This window comes from Brevundimonas sp. (assembly GCF_050729455.1).
Taxonomy (GTDB): Bacteria; Pseudomonadota; Alphaproteobacteria; order Caulobacterales; family Caulobacteraceae; genus Brevundimonas.
The window spans coordinates 1-19,562 of the sequence record NZ_JBOHLI010000022.1 but is presented as its reverse complement, the minus strand read 5'-3'; the positions used below and the strand labels follow the sequence as shown (position 1 = coordinate 19,562).

Genomic DNA, 19,562 nt, shown 5'->3' with positions numbered 1-19,562 from the left:
GAAATACGGCACGCAGGGGCGGACGCGCAGTCCATCGGACCGGCGCCGCCTCGGTGTTTTCAGGATGCGGCGGTCCCGCCAGGCCGGCGTGCGGCCGCGCCCGCCGCCTGGCGGATCAGGCGGCGGTGTCGCGCGCGATAGCGTGCGGATCGTAGTTGAGAATCGGGGCCAGCCAGCGTTCGGCCGTCTCGACGTCCCAGCCCTTGCGGCGGGCGTAGTCCTCGATCTGATCGCGGTCGATCTTGCCGACGCCGAAGTAGTGGCTGCCCGGATGGCCGAAGTAGAGGCCGCTGACCGAGGCCGGGGGCGTCATGGCGTAGCTTTCGGTCAGGGCCATGCCCGCGTTGTTCCCGGCGTCCAGAAGGCGGAACAGGGTGGCCTTTTCCGTGTGGTCGGGCTGGGCCGGATAGCCGGGGGCAGGGCGGATGCCCTGATACTTCTCTTCGATCAGGTCCTGCACTGAGGTCGCCTCGTCGGCGGCGTAACCCCACAGCTGGGTGCGAACCTCTTTGTGCAGGCGCTCGGCGAAGGCTTCGGCCAGACGGTCGGCCAGGGCCGTGGCCATGATCGAGGAATAGTCGTCGCCGGCGTCCTTGAAGCGTTTGGCGATTTCCAGTTCGCCATGCCCCGCCGTGACGGCGAAGGCGCCGACGTAGTCCTGGCCTTCTTCAGCGACGAAGTCGGACAGGGCCAGGTTGGGCTTGCCGTTCGCCTTCTTGATCTGCTGGCGCAGGGTGTGGAAGCGGGCGATCTCTTCGGTGCGGCTCTCGTCGGCATAGACGGCGATGTCGTCGCCGTCGGCGCGGGCGGGCCAGAAGCCGACGACGCCCTTCGCCGTGAACCACTTTTCGTCGATGATCCGCTTCAGCATGGCCTGGGCGTCTTTGAACAGGTCCTGCGCCGCCTCGCCGACGATCTCGTCTTCCAGGATCAGCGGATAGCGGCCGATCAGCTCCCAGCTGGCGAAGAAGGGGGTCCAGTCGATGTGGTCGGCCAGATCCTGCAGATCCCAGGCGTCGAACGCCCGCACGCCGAGGAAGGAGGGCTTGCCCGGCATGGGGGCGGCCGGATCGGGCTGGAAGCGGTTGTCGCGCGCCTGCTGGAGCGTGGCGCGGGCCTTCACCTCCTGGCCGCGGGCGTATTGCTCGCGGATGCGCACGTATTCGTCGCGGGTGGCGGCCTCGTTCTTCGCCTTGTCGGTCGGCGACAGCAGGCCCGAGACCACGCCGACGGCGCGGCTGGCGTCGATGACATAGGTGGTCGAACCCTTGCGATAGCCGGGCTCGATTTTGACCGCCGTATGGGTGCGGCTGGTCGTGGCCCCGCCGATCAGCAGGGGGATGTCGAAGCCGCGCCGCTCCATCTCGCGGGCGACGAAGACCATCTCGTCCAGCGAGGGCGTGATCAGGCCCGACAGGCCGATGATGTCGACCTTGTGCTCGACGGCGGCGTCCAGGATGCGGTCGGCCGGGACCATGACGCCCAGGTCGATGACCTCATAGTTGTTACATTGCAGCACGACGCCGACGATGTTCTTGCCGATGTCGTGGACGTCGCCCTTGACCGTGGCCATCAGGATGCGGCCGGCCTGCTCGCGCGGCTTGCCGGCCTTTTCGGCCTCCATGAAGGGTTCCAGCCAGGCCACGGCCTGCTTCATCACGCGGGCGGATTTCACCACCTGCGGCAGGAACATCTTGCCCGAGCCGAACAGGTCGCCGACCACGTTCATCCCGTCCATCAGCGGGCCTTCGATGACGTGCAGGGGGCGCTCGACCGACAGGCGGGCCTCTTCGGTGTCGGCCTCGATGAACTCGGTGATGCCGTGGACCAGGGCGTGGGCGATCCGGGCCGCGACGGGCTGCTCGCGCCAGCTCAGGTCGACGACGCGCGCCGCGCCCTTCTCGCCCTTGTAGCGGGGCGCCATGTCCACCAGCCGCTCGGTGTTGGACACGTTTGTCCGCTGCGGCCGGTTCAGGATCACGTCCTCGACGGCTTCGCGCAGTTCGGCGTCGATGTCGTCATAGACGGGCAGGTCGCCCGCGTTGACGATACCCATGTCCATGCCGGCGTTGATGGCGTGGTAGAGGAAGACGCTGTGGATCGCCCGGCGCACCGGCTCGTTGCCGCGGAAGCTGAACGAGACGTTCGACACCCCGCCCGAGATGCGGGCGTAGGGCAGGGTGGCCTTGATGACCCGCGTCGCCTCGATGAAGTCGACGGCGTAGTTGTCGTGCTCCTCGATCCCCGTCGCCACGGCGAAGATATTGGGGTCGAAGATGATGTCCTCGGGCGGGAAGCCGACCTCGTTGACCAGGATGTTGTAGGCGCGGGTGCAGATCTCGATCTTGCGCGCGGCGGTGTCGGCCTGGCCCACCTCGTCAAAGGCCATGACCACGACGGCGGCGCCGTAGCGCAGACATTTGACGGCGTGCTCGCGGAAGGCGGCCTCGCCCTCCTTCATCGAGATCGAGTTGACGATCGGCTTGCCCTGAACGCACTTCAGGCCCGCCTCGATGACCTCCCACTTGGAGCTGTCGATCATCACCGGGACGCGGGCGATGTCGGGCTCGGCCGCGATCAGGTTCAGGAAGGTGCGCATGGCCGCGGCGCCATCCAGCAGGCCCTCGTCCATGTTGATGTCGATGACGGCGGCGCCCGCCTCGACCTGCTGGCGGGCGACGTCGAGGGCGGCGGTGTAGTCGCCGTCCACCACCAGCTTACGGAACTTGGCCGAGCCGGTGACATTGGTCCGCTCGCCGACGTTGATGAAGACCGGACGCATCACGCCACCAGCTCGAAGGGTTCCAGCCCCGACAGGCGCATGGCCACCGGGCGTTCGGGAATCTCGCGCGGCTTCAGCGGCGCGACCTCTTCGGCGACGTGTTTGATGTGGTCGGGGGTGGTGCCGCAGCAGCCGCCGACGATGTTGACCAGACCGGAGGCGGCCCATTCCTCGATGAAGTGGGCGGTTTCGTGGGGTTGCTCGTCGTACTGACCCATGGCGTTGGGCAGGCCGGCGTTAGGATAGGCGGCGACCAGGGTGTCGGCCACGCGGCTCAGTTCGGCGATGAAGGGGCGCATCAGGTCGGCGCCCAGGGCGCAGTTGAAGCCCACGGCGAAGGGCTTGGCGTGGCGCACGGAGTTCCAGAAGGCTTCGGCGGTCTGACCGCTCAGGGTGCGTCCCGAGCGGTCGGTGATGGTGCCGGAAATCCAGATGGGCAGGGCGGGCAGGCCCTCGTCCTCGAGGTCCTTGATGGCCTTGATGCAGGCCTTGCAGTTCAGCGTGTCGGTGATGGTTTCGATCAGATAGAGATCGACGCCGCCCTCGTTCAGGGCCTTCACCTGATGACGATAGGCCTCATAGACCTCGTCGAAGGTCACCAGCCGCGCGCCGGGGTCGTTCACGTCCGACGACATGGACAGCATCTTGTTCAGCGGGCCGATGGAGCCGGCGGCGAAGCGCGGCTTGTGCGGCTCCTTGGCCGTCCAGCGGTCGGCCGAGGCGCGGGCCAGTTTGGCGCCTTCCAGATTGATGTCCCAGACGGCTTGCGCGTCCAGTTTGTAGTCGTCCTGAGCGATGACGGTGGCCGAGAAGGTGTTGGTCTCGCTGATGTCCGCGCCCGCGCCATAATACTGGTCGTGCAGGTCGGCGATGATGTCGGGACGGGTGATGCAGAGGATGTCGTTGTTCCCCTTCATCTGGTCCTTTTCGTCATAGCCGGCAGCCGCGACGAAGCGGTCGCCGCGGAAGTCGGCCTCCTCCAGCCCGCGCCGCTGGATCATGACGCCCCAGGATCCGTCGAGGACCAGGATGCGTTCCTTGGCCGCCGTGTGTAGGGCGGCGATCCGTTCGGGGCGAGACAGGGGGGAAGTCATTTACGCAACAGCCTTGGTTTCACGCACGCCCAGCACCCGGCAGATCGCGTAGACCAGCTCGGCGCGGTTCAGGGTGTAGAAGTGGAAGTCCGAGAACCCCTCTTCCTGCAGCCGCGCGCAGGTCTCGGCGGCGATGGAGGCGGCCAGCAGCTTGCGGGTCTCGGGGTCGTCGTCCAGCCCGTCGAAGTGGGCCGCCAGCCAGTCGGGGATGCTGGCGCCGCAGGCCGCGCTCATCCGGCTCAGGCCCTTGAAGTTGGACACCGGCATGATGCCGGGGATCAGGGGAATGGTCACGCCCGCCGCCCGCACCCGGTCGCGGAAGCGCAGGAAGGCCTCGATATCGAAGAAGAACTGGGTCACGGCGCGGGTCGCCCCGGCGTCCACTTTCGCTTTCAGCACGTCGATGTCGTGGTCGATCGACGGGCTTTCCGGGTGCTTTTCGGGATAGGCGCCGACCGTGATGTCGAAGCCGCCGATGCGGCTGATGGCGGCGGTCAGTTCGGTGGCGTTGGCGTAGCCGTCGGCGCGCGGGACGTAGGCGCCGCCGATGCCGTCTCCGCCCGGCGGGTCGCCGCGCAGGGCGACGATGTGATCGACGCCGATGGCCTTGTAGCCCTCGATGACCTCATCGACCTCATCCCGGCTGGCCTCGACGCAGGTCAGGTGGGCGGCGGGACGCAGGGTGGTTTCGCTGATGATGCGCTGGACCGTGCGGTGGGTGCGCTCGCGCGTCGAGCCGCCCGCGCCATAGGTGACCGAGACGAAGGCCGGGTTCAGCGGCTCCAGACGACGGATGGCGTTCCACAGATTGGCCTCGGCCTCGTCCGACTTGGGCGGAAAGAACTCGAAGGAGACGTTGACGGCGTTGCGGTTGGAACCGGCGCGGGCGACCGGGCCGAGCGGCGACAGCAGCAGGGCGCGGGCTTCGGCCAGATTGAGCGAGGCGGGGGAGGCCATCAGGCGGTCTTTCGGGTAGGGACGGCGGCGCGTTCGCCGGTCCAGATGTGGACGGTCAGGCCCTCGGTGTCGGGCGGCAGGGCGACCGGGGCGTCGGCGGTCAGACCCGCATCGGCCAGCCAGCCCTGGATTTCCTCGTCGGCGAAGCCCAGGCGGCGGTGCTGGTGGGCTTCGCGCAGCTGCTCCAGCTGGTGCGGAGCGAAATCGACGATCAGCAGCTTGCCGCCGGGCATGACCAGACGCGCGGCCTCGGCCACGGCGGCGGCGGGATCGGCCAGGTAGTGCAGGACCTGATGCACGATCACCAGATCGGCGCTGCCGTGCGGCAGACGGGTCGAGAAGATGTCGCCGTGGCGCAGTTCGACCTTGTCCAGCCCGGCCTTGGCGACGTTGGCGCGGGCGATGTTCAGCATGTTCTGGCTCAGGTCGAGCCCGACCGACATCTTCGCCTTCTTGCCGAACAGGGTCAGCATCCGGCCCGAGCCGGTGCCCAGGTCGACGACCCGCTCGAACGGGCCGGGGCCGGCCGCCTGTTCGACGGCGGTTTCCACCGCGCTTTCGCAGACATAGAGGCTGCGCATCTGGTCCCACTGGGGCGCGACCTGTTCGAAATAGCGGGCGGCGTCGATGGCGCGCTCCTTGCGCACTTCGTCCAGACGGCGATGGTCGGCCTCGCCCTCGGCGTCGTCCAGCAGGTCCAGCACCGTGTCGATCAGGCGACGCGACAGGGCGTCGTGCGACAGGCGGTAGAAGACACGCGCCCCGTCGGGGAATCGTTCGATAAGCCCGGCGTCGGCCATCAGCTTCAGGTGACGCGACACGCGCGGCTGGCTCTGGTCCAGAACCCGCGACAGCTCCATGACCGACAGTTCCTCGGCGGCGAGCAGGGACAGCACCCGCAAACGGGTCGGTTCGCCCGCGGCGCGCAGGGCCTCGACGGTCTGGTCAGCGGTCAGCGTCATGAGGTTATATAAAGATATCCTTATACGATTATGCAAGCAAAATCTGACCGCAAGCGGGTTCGATGCGACGGTCACGCCGCATGGATTATTCGAAGACCCGTGAAATCGCGGCGGCTCAGATCGTGACGGGCGTCTTCAGCGGCTCGCCCGCGAAATGGGCCGACAGGTTCTGAAGCAGCAACATCAGCATCCCCTGAACCGCCTCGGTCGTGGCCCCGGCGGTGTGGGGCGTCAGCACGGTGTTGGGTACGGTGGCCCAGCGCGCGGCGTCGGTCGGCTCGGTCTCGAACACGTCCAGGGCAGCCCCGCCCAGGCGCCCGTCGCGCAGGGCGGCGATGACGGCGTCCTCGTCCACCAGCTGACCGCGCGCGACATTGACCAGCAGGCCGGAGGGACCGAGCGCCTCGATCACCTCGGCCGAGATCAGGCCGCGATTGGTCTCGTCCGCACGGCAGGCGACGACCAGAACGTCCGAGGCGCGGGCCAGGTCCAGCAGGCTGTCGGCGCGGGGCCAGGCGGCGTCCTTGGCGCGCGGCGCCCACCACTGGACGGTCATGCGCATGACCTCGGCGCGCCGGGCCACGGCCTCGCCGATGGCGCCCAGGCCGACGATGCCGATCGTCTGCCCGCCCATCGACGGGGTGATGGTCTTGGACGCCGGGGTCCAGCCGCCGGCCCGCAACTGCCGGTCGCCCTCGGCGATCTGACGCCGCGCGGCCAGGATCAGGCCGATGGCGTGGTCGGCCACGTCTTCGTGGTTGATGGCGGGGGCGTGGGTGACGGGCAGGCCGCGGGCGCGGCACCACTCGACGTCGATGCCGTCATAGCCCGAGGTGAAGCAGGCGATCAGCGACAGGTTGGGCAGGCGCTCGATCAGGTCCTTGTCCAGCTCGAACTCGCCGGCCACGACCAGAACGCGCACATCGGCGGCGGCCTCGATCGGCGGCCCTTCCCAGAAGCGATAGACGTCGTATGCGCCTTCGAGAAAGACGCTGAGCGGCGCGAGGTGCCGCTGCATGATCAGGATGGCGGGGCGCTGGGTCATGAGAGCCAGACTAACCCGGTTCCGCAGGAGCGCCAGCGGCCAAAGAAAAACGGCCCCCCGAGCGTATCGGAGGGCCGTTCTTCATACTGGTAGTCGGATCAGCGACCGAACTTCTGGTGCTGGATGCGCTTGGGAATGATGCTGTCCGCACCCAGGCGGCGCATCTTGTCCTGTTCGTAGGCTTCGAAGTTGCCCTCGAACCATTCCACGTGGCCGTCGCCTTCGAAGGCCAGGATGTGGGTGGCCAGACGGTCCAGGAACCAGCGGTCGTGGGAGATGACCACGGCGCAGCCGGCGAACTCCTCCAGAGCCTCTTCGAGGTTCTGCAGGGTTTCGATGTCCAGGTCGTTGGTCGGTTCGTCGAGCAGGATCAGGTTGCCGCCGGTGGCCAGGGTCTTGGCCAGGTGCACGCGATTTCGTTCACCCCCGGAGAGCTGCCCCACCTTCTTCTGCTGGTCGCCGCCCTTGAAGTTGAAGCTGCCGACATAGGCGCGGGTGTTAATCTCGCGCTTGCCGACCATCATGATGTCGGTGCCGCCCGAAATGGCCTGCCAGATGGTGTCGTCCGGCTTCAGGTCGTCGCGCGACTGGTCGACATAGGCCAGCTTGACCGTCTCGCCGACCTTGATGGTGCCGCCGTCCGGCGTTTCCTGGCCGGTGATCAGCTTGAACATGGTCGACTTGCCGGCGCCGTTGGGGCCGATGACGCCGACGATGCCGTTGGGCGGCAGCTTGAAGGTCAGGTTGTCGAACAGGGTCTTGTCGCCATAGGACTTCTTCAGGCCCTCGACTTCCAGAACCACGTTGCCGAGGCGCGGGCCGGGCGGGATCTGGATGACGGCGAAGGACTGGGCCTGACGGCTGCTTTCCTGATCGGCGACCATCTTCTCATAGGCGGCCAGACGGGCCTTGGACTTGGCCTGACGAGCCTTGGCGCCCGAGCGGACCCATTCCAGTTCGCGGGTGAGGGCGCGCTGGCGGGCTTCCGATTCCGACTGCTCCTGCACGACGCGCTTGGTCTTGGCTTCCAGCCACGAGGAGTAGTTGCCCTCGTGCGGGTGGCCCTTGCCGCGGTCCAGCTCCAGGGTCCACTTGGTGACCTGATCCAGGAAGTAGCGGTCGTGGGTGACCAGGATGACGCAGCCTGGGAAGTTCTCCAGGTGGTGCTGCAGCCAAGCGACGGATTCGGCGTCCAGGTGGTTGGTCGGTTCGTCCATCAGCAGCATGTCGGGCTTGCTGAGCAGCAGGCGGGCCAGAGCCACGCGGCGCTTTTCACCGCCCGACAGGTTGGTGACTTCCCAGTCGTCCGGCGGGCAACGCAGGGCGCCCATTGCCTGGTCGATGCGGCTGTCGATGTCCCAGACGTCGCCGGCGTCGATCTTCTCCTGGAGGGCGGTCATCTCCTCCATCAGCTCGTCGGTGTAGTTTTCGCCCAGTTCGTTGGCGACTTCGTTGAAGCGGTTGACCCACTGCTTCTCTTCGCACCAGGCCTCGACGTTCTGGCGAACGTTCAGGCTGTCATCGAGCTTGGGCTCCTGCTCCAGGTAGCCGCGCTTGATGCCGTCGGCGGCGCGGGCTTCGCCCTGGAACTCGGTGTCCAGGCCAGCCATGATCTTCAGCAGGGTGGACTTACCCGAGCCGTTGACGCCGACGACGCCGATCTTGGCGTCGTTGTAGAAGCTCAACCAGATGTTCTCGAAGATCTTTTTGCCGCCGGGGAAGGTCTTGGTCAGACCCTGCATCTGGAAAATATATTGCTGCGCCATGAGGTGCGTTTACGCCCTGTCGTCTGATCGAATGGGGAGGTCGGCGCGGGATGTAGCCGTCGCGCGCCCTTTGAGCAAACTCTAGACGTAACGCGGGGCGGTTTGAAGGCGGCGCCGCTGCATCTGTTCCGCCCCGTCGCGGCCTCTACCCGTCATGCCCGTGGGGGATAGGGGAGCGACGTCCATGATGTCACGTTCGTTCGGCGCGATCATCGCCGCCGGGGTTCTGGCCTGCACGGCGGAAGGGGCGAGCGCGCAGGATCGCGAGACGTTCGGCGCAGTGATGGACGCCTTCGCGCAAAGGGCGATGCAGCGGGTCGAGGCGGCGCCCGGCATGGCGATCGCTGTCGTCGACGAGCGCGGGCTGGTGCACGTCGCCGGTTTCGGCGTGGCGGACGTGGCGACGGGCGCGCCAGCGACGGCGAACACGCGCTTCTACATCGCCTCGGCCACCAAGTCCTTCACCGCCCTGTCCATCGCCGCGATGGCCCGGCGCGGCGAGCTCGATCTGGACGCGCCCCTGGCCGACTGGGCGCCGCCGTCCGGCGTGCCGACGGACATCGCCGACAGGATCACCCCGACCGACCTGTTGAGCCACCGCTCCGGCGTCGATAACGCCCCCATCGCCTTCCGCGTCGCCTATTCCGGGGACTGGACGCCCGAAGTTCTGTGGCGACTGACGGCGGAGACCCGCCCGCGCGACACGCCCTATGGCCAGTTCGTCTATTCCAACTCGGGCTACAACCTCGCGACCGTGCTGACGGAGCGCCGCTGGGGCCGCGACTGGCGCGAACTGGTTGAGGCTGAGGTTCTGACGCCGCTGGGCATGACGGCCACGACCGCCCGCATCGACGAGGCCCGCGCGGCGGGCGCGGTCGTCGCCGCCGGCCATTTCGGTCGCGTGCCGAGCGAGCCGGAGCGGTCGCCGCTGCAAAAGAGCGACGCCACCATGCAGTCGGCGGGCGGGCTGATCTCGACGGCGAACGACATGGCGATCTGGCTGGAGGCCCAGATCAACGACGGCCGTGTCGGCGGGCGTCAGGTGTTTCCGGCGGGCCTGGTCGCCTCGACCCATGTGTCGCGCGTGGCGCAGGACACGACCTTCGGCCCCTATGTCCGCACCGGTTATGGTCTGGGCTGGCAGGTCGGGCGCTATGGCGACGACGTTCTGATCCACCACTTCGGCAACTTCTCGGGCTCGCGCGCCCATGTCTCCTTCATGCCCGAGCGGCGTCTGGGCGTGGCGGTGATGGTCAACGAGGACGCCTTCGCGGGAGATATGGCCGATGTGGTCGCCAACTACGCCTATGACTGGTTCGCGGGCCTGCCGGACATCGAGGCTGCCTATGAGGCCAGGCTCGACGCCTTGATCGCCGAGCGCGACCGTCGTCGCGCGGGCATCGCCGGGGCCGTGGAGGCGCGGGCGAAACGACCGCGCACCCTGTCGCTGGCCAACGCCGCCTATGTCGGGGATTACGTCAACGACGTCTATGGGACCCTGACGATCCGAGAGGCGGGCGATCGGCTGTCGGTCGCCATCGGCGTGCAGCAGACCCTGGCCGAACACCTGACCGAAGAGGAGGGTCTTCGGGTCGAGCTGACCCCGTTCCGGGGCGAAGGCGTGGTGTTCAGGCTGGACGCCGACGGTCGCCCCGCCTCGCTGACCTATCAGGACGCGGTTTTCGAGCGGAACTAGGGCTTGGCCGGCAGGATCGCCATCAGGCCGCGGGTGAAGCCCGCCGGCGCGACCGTCAGGTGGTCCTCGTCGGTCAGCACCGCCGACTGGACGCTGAGACCCGGATAGGCGCGGGATTTCAGCAGGCGCTCCATCGTGCGCATATCGCCGACCATGTCCGCCTCGCTGTTGTGGCGGGCGGTCGGGCCGGGGCCTTCGAAGGCGCCGACGTACATGAAGACCTGGGCGGGCAGGTCGCGATGGGTGCGGGCGTAGTCCGCCTCCATCTTCATCATGTGGCGCTGGTCGTACCAGAAGGACGGGCTGCCCAGGACATAGCCGCTGAACATGGTCGGATCGGTGAACATGATCTGGGCGCCCAGCAGCCCGCCGTAGGAATGGCCCAGCAGGATGCGGCGCGCCGGATCAGCGCGGAACTTCTGATCCACGAAGGGCAGGGCCTGGGTCTTCAGATAGGTCTGATAGGCCGCGCCGCCGCCGTGAACGGCGTCGCCCGAACTGCGCGGGCCGTTGGGCGTGGGCGTGTAGTCGCGACGGCGGCTGTCGGCGCCGCCGTCGCCCTTGGCGTAGGACAGGCCGACCAGGATGAACTCCTCGATCACCGGTCCCTCCAGATTCACCCGCCGCGCGATCTGGCGGATGATGGGGAAGGCGTAGTCGGCGTCGGTGACATAGAGGACCGGATAGCGCCGGTTCGGCTCGGCCTCGTAGCTGGCGGGCAGGCTGACGAAGACCTCGTAGTCTCGGCCCGAAACCGGATCGGGCACGCTCCAGACCTGGGTGCCCTTGAGCACATAGGGCGCACCCTCGGCGGCGGATGCTGTCGCGGTTTGTGCGTCCGCCCGTTCGCCGCAGCCTGCGACGAGGCTCGCCGCCACCAGAATCGTCGCCAGTCCCAATGCCCGCATGGACGCCCCCTCAAGCTTCACCAGAAGGGCAGGGTTCAGGGGAAATGCGGCGCTGAAAGGGCGATCAGGCGTAGTTGAAGCTGATCGAGATGCGCTGCTCCTCGGCGCGGTTGGCCGGCACCTCGTGGCGCAGCCAGCTCTCCCACATCAGGACCGTGCCCGAGGCGGGCTTCAGATAGACGAAGGGCTTCTCGGCTTCGGTCGCTTCGGCGGTCAGGCCCGGACGGGCCATCATCATGACCAGACGCGGGTCCTCGATCTTCAGCGACGAGGCGCCGTCGGGGACGTGGATGTAGATGGTGCCGGAAATGATGGCGTGCGGGTGGATGTGGCCGGTGTGGCCGCCGCCGGGCATCAGGACATTGACCCACAGATTGTCCAGTCGGGGCTTCTTGGCCAGATCGAAGTGCAGCGCCTTGGCGTAGGCGGCGGCGTGCTTGTCCAGCAGCTTCTTCAGCTCGGCGAACTCGGGGAAGCGGTGCGGCAGGTCGTTGATCGAGCCGTAGGAGGTGTAGCCCGGATAGTGGTTGGCCTTGCACCATTCGATCCCGGCCTCGTCTTCCTCGGCCATGACCAGGCAGAGGTCGAGGATCTCCTCGTGCAGTTCGGGCCAGGCGGCGGTTTCGGCCAGCGAGGCTTCGTAAACCTGGGTCGGGAAGAGGGGGCGCAGGGACATGGCGGTTCCATACCGCTCCGTCATCGGTTTGGGGAGGGCGTTGCCACAAGACGCTCATCCCGGCGAAGGCCGGGATCCAGATGCAAGCGCTGAGGCTCCTTCCTGAAGGCGTGACGAGAGCCCAGATTTCTCGGCACCGCGTCATACAATCTGGATCCCGGCCTTCGCCGGGATGAGCGGAGTGGGGGTTAGAAACCCAAGCCCGCCTCGCCGCGCAGGATGGCCTCGGCCTCGGGGCTGTGTTTGGCGTCTGAGCGGTCGTGCAGGACCAGCGGGGGCAGCAGACGCAGCGGCGCCTTGCCGGTCTTGACGGCCTGAACCAGCACCCGCTTGGCGGGCTGGTCGGCGTAGGGGTGGATGGGGCGGATGGCGAAGGAGCCGGCCTTGTCGCCCAGCAGGGCCAGCAGGTCCGCCAGGCGGTCGGCGCGGTGAATGACCACGATCTTGCCGCCCTCGCGCACGGCTTTCAGCAGGAAGCCAGTCCAGGCCCTCAGCCCGTCGTCGGCCATCCAGGCGCCCCTCTTGCCGGGGCCGGGCGCCCGCAGCGCGCCGGGGTCGTCGAAGAAGGGCGGGTTGCTGACCGCCCAGTCGAAGGTCGGCAGGGCCAGCGCTCGAAAGCCCTGCGCCACATCGCCGTTGAGAATGGCCGTTCGGTCATCAACGCCGTTCAGCGCGGCGTTCTCGCGGGCCAGTCCGGCGGCGAGCAGATCGCGCTCCAGCCCCGTCAGGGCCACGCCGGGACGACGCGCCGCCACCTGCATCAGCACCGCGCCCGCGCCGCAGCCCGCCTCGATCAGCCGCTCGTCCGGTTTGGCGTCGACAGCGGCGGCCAGCAGGGCGGCGTCCATGCCCGCGCGATAGCCCTTCACCGGCTGGCGCAGCCGGACGCGGCCGCCCAGCAGGGCGGATTCCGCAACATCGGCGGCGGCGGTAAGGGTTGACCCGGCTTGACCCGTCATGACGCCGCCACCATTGTGCGCCGCATCGCGTTCGGGCAAGCGGATGCGTGTGATTTGCGGGCGAATCTCCCTGTTCGCCCCCTGAGTTGAAAGAGATTTTCGTGGACGCAGCTCTCGTCGCCGCTCCCCGCCCCAAAGGCGATGTGGACGCCCTTGTTCGTCTGGCCAAGGACGACATGGCGGCGGTCGACGCCCTGATCATCGCCCGGATGCAGTCCGACGTGCCGGTGATCCCGCTGTTGGCTGAGCACCTGGTCTCGGCGGGCGGCAAGCGTCTGCGGCCCCTGCTGACCGTCGCCGCAGCGCGCGCCATCGGCGCGACGGGCGACATCGAAGGGCCCAAGAAGCTGGCCGCCTCGGTCGAGTTCATCCACACCGCGACCCTGCTGCACGACGACATCGTCGACGGCTCGGAAATGCGGCGGGGCAAGGTGGCGGCGCACCTGATCTGGGGCGCGGCCTCATCGGTGCTGGTCGGCGACTTCCTGTTCGCGCGCGCCTTTGAACTGATGGTCGAGACGGATTCCCTGCGGGCCCTGGGCATTCTGGCGACGGCCTCGAGCGTCATCGCCGAGGGCGAGGTGCTGCAACTGACGCGCGCCCACGACCTGAACCTGGACCAGGCCACCTATCTGCAGATCATCCGCGCCAAGACCGCCGAACTGTTCGCCGCCGCCGCCGAGTCGGGCGCGGTGGGCGCCGGCGCGACCGAGGAACAGGTCAAGGCGCTGCGCGACTACGGCATGGCCCTGGGCATCGCCTTCCAGCTGGCCGACGACGCGCTCGATTACGGCAGCGACACGGCGACGCTCGGCAAGAACGCGGGCGACGACTTCAACGAGGGCAAGGCCACCCTGCCGCTGCTGCTGGCCGTCCAGCGCACCAAGGGCAAGGAAGACCTGTTCTGGGACCGCGTCATCACCAAGGGCGAACGCACGCCCGAGGACTTCAATCGCGCGCGCGAACTGATCCTGGGCACCGGCGCGGTCGAGGCGACGCTGGACGCCGCGGGCGACTACGCCGACCGGGCCAAGGCGGCGCTGTCAGTCCTGCCGGCCAGCGACTGGCGCTCGGCGCTGGAAGATCTGGCGGACTTCGCGGTCAGCCGCGCGGCGTAAGCAGGCGGCCAGCGGGAATTCTCCCTCCCCCATGAAAGGGGAGGGAGGGTCACAATCCTATTTCAGCGAGGCGCAGAACTTCTGGATGCGGCCGCAGGCTTCTTTCAGCACGTCTTCCGACGTGGCGTAGCTGACGCGGAAGTAGGGGCTGAGGCCGAAGGCCGTGCCCTGAACCACAGCCACGCCCTCCTGGTCCAGCAGTTCGGCGGTGAAGACCTCGTCGTCGGTGATGACCACGCCGGATTCCGTCGTCTTGCCGATCAGGTCTTCGATCGAGGGATAGACGTAGAAGGCGCCTTCCGGCGTGGGGCAGCGCACGCCCGACGCCTGGTTCAGCATCGACACGACCAGGTCGCGGCGCTTCTCGAAGGCGGAGGCGCGCTCGGCCAGGAAGTCCTGCGGGCCGTTCAGGGCCTCGACGGCGGCCCACTGGCTGATCGACGAGGGGTTCGAGGTCGTCTGGCTGGCCACCTTGCGCATCAGGTCGATCAGGGGCTTGGGGCCGCCCGCATAGCCGATGCGCCAGCCGGTCATGGCGTAGGCCTTGGACACGCCGTTGACCGTCAGGGTGCGGTCATAGAGGTCCGGCGCCACCTGGGCGATGGTCAGGTATTCGAACCCGCCATAGACGAGGTGCTCGTACATGTCGTCGGTCAGGATCCAGACCTGCGGATGCTTGCGCAGCACCACGGCCAGGGCTTCCAGTTCGGCGCGGGTATAGGCGGCGCCGGTCGGGTTCGACGGCGAGTTGAGGATGATCCACTTGGTGCGCGGCGTGATGGCCGCGTCCAGCACCTCGGGGCGCAGCTTGAAGCCGTCGGCTTCCTCGCCGATTACGGTGACGGGCTCGCCGCCGGCCAGCAGCACCATGTCCGGGTAGGACACCCAGTAGGGGGCGGGCACGATGACTTCGTCGCCGGGGTTCAGCGTCGCCACGAAGGCGTTGTAGATCACCGGCTTGCCGCCCGAGGCGACGTGGATCTGGTTGGCGGCGTAGGTCAGGCCGTTCTCACGCGCGAACTTGGCCGCGATGGCGGTCCGCAGTTCCGGCATGCCGTCGGCGTCGGTGTACTTGGTCTCGCCGCGGTTGATGGCCTCGACGGCGGCGGCCTTGATGTTGTCCGGGGTGTCGAAGTCCGGCTCGCCGGCGCCCAGGCCGATGACGTCGCGGCCCTCGCGTTTCAGTTCACGCGCCCGGGCGGTCACGGCCAAGGTGGCCGAAGGCTTGACGCGGGCGAGGGCGGAGGACTGAAGGCTGGACATAGCTATCCCGTCTGGTGGATGTGGTGAGAGCCGGGGAGGCGAGGCTTGATACGCAACCCGGCGCGCGCGCACAACGTTTGTGCGCCTTGCGGACGATCAAAAGGCGATTTGGGCGAAATTAATGCGGCGGATCGTCGATTTCCTGCTGAATATGGAGGCGCAGCGGTGGCGTACGCTGCTGGTCAGCCTGCTGTTGCTCGGCGGAATCATCGCCCTGTTCGCTTTCGGCAAGGTGCATTTCACCCTCGGCGCCGAGGAGAAGCTTGAGGCCTGGCTGGCCGGCTATCGCGTCGGGCCCTGGGGGCTGGTCGCCGCTGTCGTGGTCTTCACCCTGTCGGCCTTCGTCGGCGTGCCGCAGTTCATCCTGATCGCCGCCTGCGTGGTGGCCTTCGGTCCGTGGTTCGGCTTCCTCTACAGCTGGATCGCGACGGTGGCGTCGGCCGCCGTCACCTATTGGCTGGGGCGCGGTCCCACGGCGCGGGCGCTTGAGCGGTTCGGCGGCGGCGTCACCGAGCGGCTGAAGCGGTTCGTCGGGCGCAACGCCTTTTCCGCCAGCTTCATCATCAGGAACGTGCCCTCGGCGCCCTTCATCGTCGTCAACATGGCGTTCGGCGCGGTGCGGGCCTCGTTTCCGGGCTTTCTCGCCGGGTGCGCGCTGGGCGTCCTGCCCAAGACCGCCCTGGTCGCCTTCTTCGGCGGTTCCTTCATGGCGGCGGTTTCCGGCGACGGCGTATGGACCTCTTTGATCCTCGCCGGCGTTGCTGTCGTGTGGCTGGCGTTGATGCTGGCGGTGCGCGAGGTCGTGAAGCGACGCGAGGCTGCGCGCACGGACTGATCCCATCCGGAGGAGATGACCGATGCTCAAGCTCTACTATTCGCCCGGCGCCTGCGCGATGGGCTCGCATATCGCGCTGGAGGAAGCCGGCGCCGACTATGTCCTGGAAAAGATCGACCTAGCCAAGGGCGAGCAGAAGCGGCCGGAGTATCTGGCGATCAATCCCAACGGGGTGACGCCGGCGTTGGCGACGCCGCAGGGGATCATCACTCAGAACGTCGCCATTCTGGCCTATGTCGCCCAGACGCACCCGCACGCCCAGCTCGCCGATCTGGACGATCCCTTCGCCTTCGGCCGGTTACAGGCCTTCAACGCCTGGCTGACCTCCGCCCTGCATCCCGCCATCGGCAAGGTGGTGTTCAGTCGCCCGCCGCTGGAGGGCGCGGCGAGGGATGCGGCGGTCGAGGCCGCCCTGGCGAAATACGACCTGGCCGAACACCATATGCTGGTCGGCCCCTGGGCGTTGGGCGAGGATCATTCGCTGACGGACGGCTATCTGATGGTCTTCACCCGTTGGGGGCGGCAAGCAGGCCTGCTGGACAAGGCGAGGTTCCCCAAATTGAACGCTCATCTCGATCTTGTGCAGTCGCGTCCGGCTGTTCAGCGGGTCCTGCATATGGAAGGGCTGCAACCGATTTGATCCAGTAAGACCTCCTTCAGTATTCGCCTGTATGTTTGATGGTGGGGCGTGGAGGAAATCTCTGATGGATACGCGTTCCCTTGAGTTGCAGCATCGCGTCATCATCCGTCGCGCGATCGCTTTGAAGGGTATGTCCGGCATGGTTCGGGCGCCCGATGACAGTCGCGAAGCGCTCGGCCTGATAGAGGCCATCGACCAGTTGCTGGTTGAACATCTCACGATCGAGGATCAGGTGCTTTATCCAGCGCTTCTTGACGCCCCGGACGCCGCTACACGAGCCTTCGCGGCGGATTGCATCGAGGAGATGGGCGGTATTCTGGATGTCTGGGTCCATTACCGCGAACAGTGGACGGCTGAGCGGATACTGGCCGATCCACGACGGTTTCACGAGGTGACCGGCGGCGTGGTCGGCGCGCTGGCTAGCCGCGTCGAGAAGGAGGACGCCGAACTCTATCCGGCGATGGACGCCCTGATGGCGGCGCGAGCGGGCCGCGACGCGGCCTAGAGCCCGCCGGGACTGGAAGCGGGGCTGTAACCGGGTCGTGATCCGGGTTCGGATTCGGGGCTTGTAATCCAACCGGCATACAGGCAAACGGGCCTGTAGTCGGCTAGGCGAGGACGATCAGGCGGTCTTGTGCAAGGGATGCGCAGGACGGGGGGCGTCGCCACAGCGGACTAGCACGAAACACGCCCTCGCAGGCTCGAACAAGCGGTACCCGACGCCCATGCTTTCACCCCTCTTCGGCATGATCTCCAACGACATCGCAATGGACCTGGGGACAGCCAACACCCTGATCTATATGCGCGGTAAAGGCATCGTCCTGAACGAGCCGTCGGTTGTCGCCCTGCGCAACGTCGGCGGCCGCAAGATCGTCCACGCCGTCGGTCTGGAAGCCAAGCAGATGCTGGGCCGCACGCCCGGCCACATGGAAGCCATCCGTCCGATGCGCGACGGGGTCATCGCCGACTTCGAAGTCGCCGAAGAGATGATCAAGCACTTCATCCGCAAGGTTCATAACCGCAAGGGCTTCGTGAACCCCAAGATGATCGTCTGCGTCCCCTCGGGCGCCACGGCCGTCGAACGCCGCGCCATCAATGATTCCTGCCTGAACGCCTCGGCCCGCCGCGTCGGCCTGATCGACGAGCCCATGGCCGCCGCGATCGGCGCTGGTCTGCCGATCCACGAGCCGACCGGCTCGATGGTCGTCGACATCGGCGGCGGCACGACCGAGGTGGCCGTTCTGTCGCTGTCGGGCATCGTCTATTCGCGTTCGGTCCGCGTCGGCGGCGACATGATGGATGACGCCATCATCAGCTACATGCGCCGCAACCATAACCTGCTGATCGGCGAGACGACCGCCGAGCGCATCAAGAAGGACATCGGCACCGCCCGTATCCCGGCCGACGGCGAAGGCCTGTCGATCGAGGTCAAGGGCCGCGACCTGATGCAGGGCGTGCCGCGCGAAGTGAAGATGAGCGAGCGTCAGGCGGCCGAGGCCCTGGCCGAGCCGGTCTCGCAGATCGTCGAAGCCGTCAAGGTCGCGCTGGAAGCCACGCCGCCGGAACTGGCCGCCGACATCGCCGACAAGGGCATCATGCTGACGGGCGGCGGCGCTCTGCTGCGCGGCCTGGACGTGGAAATCCGCGACCACACCGGCCTGCCGGTTCAGGTGGCCGACGATCCGCTGTCCTGCGTCGCCATCGGCTGCGGCAAGGTGCTGGAGCACCCGTCGTGGATGAAGGGCGTCCTCGAGTCCTCGCTCTGAGGCTGATCAGCCTGTCGTAGGGACTGCGTTCTTCGGGAATCGGTTTTTGCGATAGGCTCTCACCGCCGGCGGGCCATGGTTCGCCGGTCCCGAACCTCTAGCAGGAAGGCTGGCCGTGGCGTTTCGCGACGGACCGTTCGAGAATATCAAGGTGCCGCTGGCCTGGACGGCCGCGGTGGTCGTCGTCGTTGGCCTCGTCGGCGCCGTCATGCTGCTGCTCGGCGACCGCCGGGACGCCCAGAACGTCGACGGCTTTGCGCCCGTGCGGGCCGGTTTCGAAGCCGGCGCCGCGCCGGTGGGCGGCGCCTTGTCCGCGCCTGTCCGCTGGACCGGCAACGCCGTCGATTACGTCAAAGGCTATTTCTTCGCCGTGTCGGAGAACCGGCGGCTGCGCGCCGAGATTGTCGAACTGAACGCCTGGCGCGACGACGCCCTGGCGTTGAAGAACGTCAACGCCCGCTATGAACAGATGCTGGGCGTCAAGACCGAGCCGCCGGTGGCCATGGTCACGGGCCTGGCCATCACCGACGCGCGTGGGCCCTTCGCTCGTTCGCGCCTGCTGAACGTCGGCGGCGCCAAGGGCGTTCGCGTCGGCAATCCGGTGCTGAGCGAGCACGGTCTGGTCGGGCGCATCATGGGCGTGTCCTCGGGCAACAGCCGGATGCTGTTGCTGACCGACGTCGCCTCTCGCACTCCCGTTCTGGTCGAGCGCACCGACGCCCGCGCCATGCTGACCGGCGACGGCAGCGGCAGTCCGCGTCTGGACTATGTGCGCGGCCAGGGATCGGTGCAGGAAGGCGACCGCATCATGACCTCGGGCGACGGCGGCGGCTTCCCGCGCGGCCTGCCCATCGGCGTGGCCGCCAAGGGTGTCGACGGGTCGTGGCGCGTCAAGCTGTTCAGCGACCGCACGGCCATCGACTATGTCCGCGTTCTGCTGTTCCAGGACTTCAGCCAACTGGCCGATCAGAACGCGCTGAACGCGCCGCCCCTGGCCAGTCTGAGCGTCGCGCCGCCGCCGACCCCGGCCCAGGCCGCCGCCATTCAGGATGTGGCCACGCGCCGCGCCGCGGCCGCGGCCGCGACCGCCGAACG

The 19,562-nt window shown here is 67.5% G+C and carries 17 protein-coding genes; 7 read left to right on the top strand and 10 right to left on the bottom strand.

The features are described from left to right. Positions 1-115: 115 nt before the first annotated feature. The 6 genes from metH to ettA all read right to left on the bottom strand — a co-directional run bounded on the left by metH (position 116) and on the right by ettA (position 8,606). Positions 116-2,782: a methionine synthase gene (metH, locus tag ACREEF_RS07530; RefSeq protein WP_431565001.1), complete on the bottom strand. Its 2,667-nt coding sequence runs from the start codon at positions 2,780-2,782 to the stop codon at positions 116-118. After that, entirely contained in the window at positions 2,782-3,876 is a 1,095-nt protein-coding gene (locus ACREEF_RS07525; RefSeq protein ID WP_431564974.1) for a homocysteine S-methyltransferase family protein, read from the bottom strand. The genes metH and ACREEF_RS07525 overlap by 1 nt, the downstream gene beginning before the upstream one ends. Continuing rightward, a complete protein-coding gene (metF, locus tag ACREEF_RS07520) occupies positions 3,877-4,833 on the bottom strand; it encodes a methylenetetrahydrofolate reductase [NAD(P)H] (protein WP_431564973.1) in 957 nt (318 codons plus the stop codon). Continuing rightward, positions 4,833-5,795 carry an ArsR/SmtB family transcription factor gene (locus tag ACREEF_RS07515; RefSeq protein ID WP_431564972.1) on the bottom strand — a complete coding sequence of 321 codons (963 nt, stop codon included), beginning with the start codon at positions 5,793-5,795 and terminating at the stop codon, positions 4,833-4,835. Before ACREEF_RS07515 ends, metF begins: the two co-directional genes overlap by 1 nt. A gap of 115 nt (positions 5,796-5,910) precedes the next feature. Then, positions 5,911-6,840, bottom strand: coding sequence for a 2-hydroxyacid dehydrogenase (locus tag ACREEF_RS07510; protein ID WP_431564971.1), 930 nt, complete (start codon positions 6,838-6,840; stop codon positions 5,911-5,913). 98 nt (positions 6,841-6,938) lie between these two features. Beyond that, entirely contained in the window at positions 6,939-8,606 is a 1,668-nt protein-coding gene (ettA, locus tag ACREEF_RS07505; protein ID WP_431564970.1) for an energy-dependent translational throttle protein EttA, read from the bottom strand. Between the two features lie 184 nt (positions 8,607-8,790). Here ettA and ACREEF_RS07500 point away from each other — a divergent pair, with 184 nt between their 5' ends. Then, complete coding sequence (locus ACREEF_RS07500) at positions 8,791-10,302, top strand: serine hydrolase (protein WP_431564969.1); 1,512 nt, start codon at positions 8,791-8,793, stop codon at positions 10,300-10,302. On the opposite strand, the gene ACREEF_RS07495 is transcribed toward ACREEF_RS07500, so the two are convergent. The 3 genes from ACREEF_RS07495 to ACREEF_RS07485 form a co-directional block, all read right to left on the bottom strand. Further along, positions 10,299-11,210, bottom strand: a complete 912-nt coding sequence (locus tag ACREEF_RS07495) for an alpha/beta hydrolase (RefSeq protein WP_431564968.1) — start codon at positions 11,208-11,210, stop codon at positions 10,299-10,301. The two genes, ACREEF_RS07500 and ACREEF_RS07495, sit on opposite strands and share 4 nt — an antisense overlap. Before the next feature lie 64 nt (positions 11,211-11,274). Then, positions 11,275-11,886, bottom strand: coding sequence for a TIGR02466 family protein (locus ACREEF_RS07490; protein ID WP_431564967.1), 612 nt, complete (start codon positions 11,884-11,886; stop codon positions 11,275-11,277). Positions 11,887-12,074: 188 nt separating this feature from the next. Next, a complete protein-coding gene (locus tag ACREEF_RS07485; RefSeq protein WP_431564966.1) occupies positions 12,075-12,845 on the bottom strand; it encodes a tRNA1(Val) (adenine(37)-N6)-methyltransferase in 771 nt (256 codons plus the stop codon). Positions 12,846-12,988: 143 nt separating this feature from the next. On the opposite strand from ACREEF_RS07485, the gene ACREEF_RS07480 reads away from it, so the two are divergent. Beyond that, positions 12,989-13,963, top strand: coding sequence for a polyprenyl synthetase family protein (locus ACREEF_RS07480; RefSeq protein WP_431565000.1), 975 nt, complete (start codon positions 12,989-12,991; stop codon positions 13,961-13,963). 57 nt (positions 13,964-14,020) lie between these two features. Here the strand turns inward: ACREEF_RS07480 and ACREEF_RS07475 are convergent, their stop codons facing one another. Further along, complete coding sequence (locus ACREEF_RS07475; RefSeq protein WP_431564965.1) at positions 14,021-15,226, bottom strand: pyridoxal phosphate-dependent aminotransferase; 1,206 nt, start codon at positions 15,224-15,226, stop codon at positions 14,021-14,023. 121 nt (positions 15,227-15,347) lie between these two features. Between ACREEF_RS07475 and ACREEF_RS07470 the strand changes: the two genes are divergently transcribed. From ACREEF_RS07470 to mreC, 5 genes are all read left to right on the top strand, one after another. Further along, positions 15,348-16,061: a TVP38/TMEM64 family protein gene (locus ACREEF_RS07470; RefSeq protein WP_431564964.1), complete on the top strand. Its 714-nt coding sequence runs from the start codon at positions 15,348-15,350 to the stop codon at positions 16,059-16,061. 22 nt (positions 16,062-16,083) lie between these two features. Beyond that, complete coding sequence (locus ACREEF_RS07465; RefSeq protein WP_431564963.1) at positions 16,084-16,701, top strand: glutathione S-transferase family protein; 618 nt, start codon at positions 16,084-16,086, stop codon at positions 16,699-16,701. A gap of 64 nt (positions 16,702-16,765) precedes the next feature. After that, positions 16,766-17,206: a hemerythrin domain-containing protein gene (locus tag ACREEF_RS07460; protein ID WP_431564962.1), complete on the top strand. Its 441-nt coding sequence runs from the start codon at positions 16,766-16,768 to the stop codon at positions 17,204-17,206. Between the two features lie 220 nt (positions 17,207-17,426). After that, positions 17,427-18,467 (top strand): rod shape-determining protein, encoded by a 1,041-nt coding sequence (locus tag ACREEF_RS07455; protein ID WP_292082454.1) that lies wholly within the window; start codon positions 17,427-17,429, stop codon positions 18,465-18,467. Between the two features lie 115 nt (positions 18,468-18,582). After that, the coding region (gene mreC, locus ACREEF_RS07450) for a rod shape-determining protein MreC (RefSeq protein ID WP_431564961.1) at positions 18,583-19,562 on the top strand (980 nt) is incomplete at its 3' end.

What these genes read in the sequence shown, in the direction of transcription:
- metH (WP_431565001.1), bottom strand. Translation starts at nt 2,782, where the DNA reads ATGCGTCCGGTCTTCATCAACGTCGGCGAGCGGACCAATGTCACCGGC.
- ACREEF_RS07525 (WP_431564974.1), bottom strand. Translation starts at nt 3,876, where the DNA reads ATGACTTCCCCCCTGTCTCGCCCCGAACGGATCGCCGCCCTACACACG.
- metF (WP_431564973.1), bottom strand. Translation starts at nt 4,833, where the DNA reads ATGGCCTCCCCCGCCTCGCTCAATCTGGCCGAAGCCCGCGCCCTGCTG.
- ACREEF_RS07515 (WP_431564972.1), bottom strand. Translation starts at nt 5,795, where the DNA reads ATGACGCTGACCGCTGACCAGACCGTCGAGGCCCTGCGCGCCGCGGGC.
- ACREEF_RS07510 (WP_431564971.1), bottom strand. Translation starts at nt 6,840, where the DNA reads ATGACCCAGCGCCCCGCCATCCTGATCATGCAGCGGCACCTCGCGCCG.
- ettA (WP_431564970.1), bottom strand. Translation starts at nt 8,606, where the DNA reads ATGGCGCAGCAATATATTTTCCAGATGCAGGGTCTGACCAAGACCTTC.
- ACREEF_RS07500 (WP_431564969.1), top strand. Translation starts at nt 8,791, where the DNA reads ATGATGTCACGTTCGTTCGGCGCGATCATCGCCGCCGGGGTTCTGGCC.
- ACREEF_RS07495 (WP_431564968.1), bottom strand. Translation starts at nt 11,210, where the DNA reads ATGCGGGCATTGGGACTGGCGACGATTCTGGTGGCGGCGAGCCTCGTC.
- ACREEF_RS07490 (WP_431564967.1), bottom strand. Translation starts at nt 11,886, where the DNA reads ATGTCCCTGCGCCCCCTCTTCCCGACCCAGGTTTACGAAGCCTCGCTG.
- ACREEF_RS07485 (WP_431564966.1), bottom strand. Translation starts at nt 12,845, where the DNA reads ATGACGGGTCAAGCCGGGTCAACCCTTACCGCCGCCGCCGATGTTGCG.
- ACREEF_RS07475 (WP_431564965.1), bottom strand. Translation starts at nt 15,226, where the DNA reads ATGTCCAGCCTTCAGTCCTCCGCCCTCGCCCGCGTCAAGCCTTCGGCC.
- ACREEF_RS07470 (WP_431564964.1), top strand. Translation starts at nt 15,348, where the DNA reads ATGCGGCGGATCGTCGATTTCCTGCTGAATATGGAGGCGCAGCGGTGG.
- ACREEF_RS07465 (WP_431564963.1), top strand. Translation starts at nt 16,084, where the DNA reads ATGCTCAAGCTCTACTATTCGCCCGGCGCCTGCGCGATGGGCTCGCAT.
- ACREEF_RS07460 (WP_431564962.1), top strand. Translation starts at nt 16,766, where the DNA reads ATGGATACGCGTTCCCTTGAGTTGCAGCATCGCGTCATCATCCGTCGC.
- ACREEF_RS07455 (WP_292082454.1), top strand. Translation starts at nt 17,427, where the DNA reads ATGCTTTCACCCCTCTTCGGCATGATCTCCAACGACATCGCAATGGAC.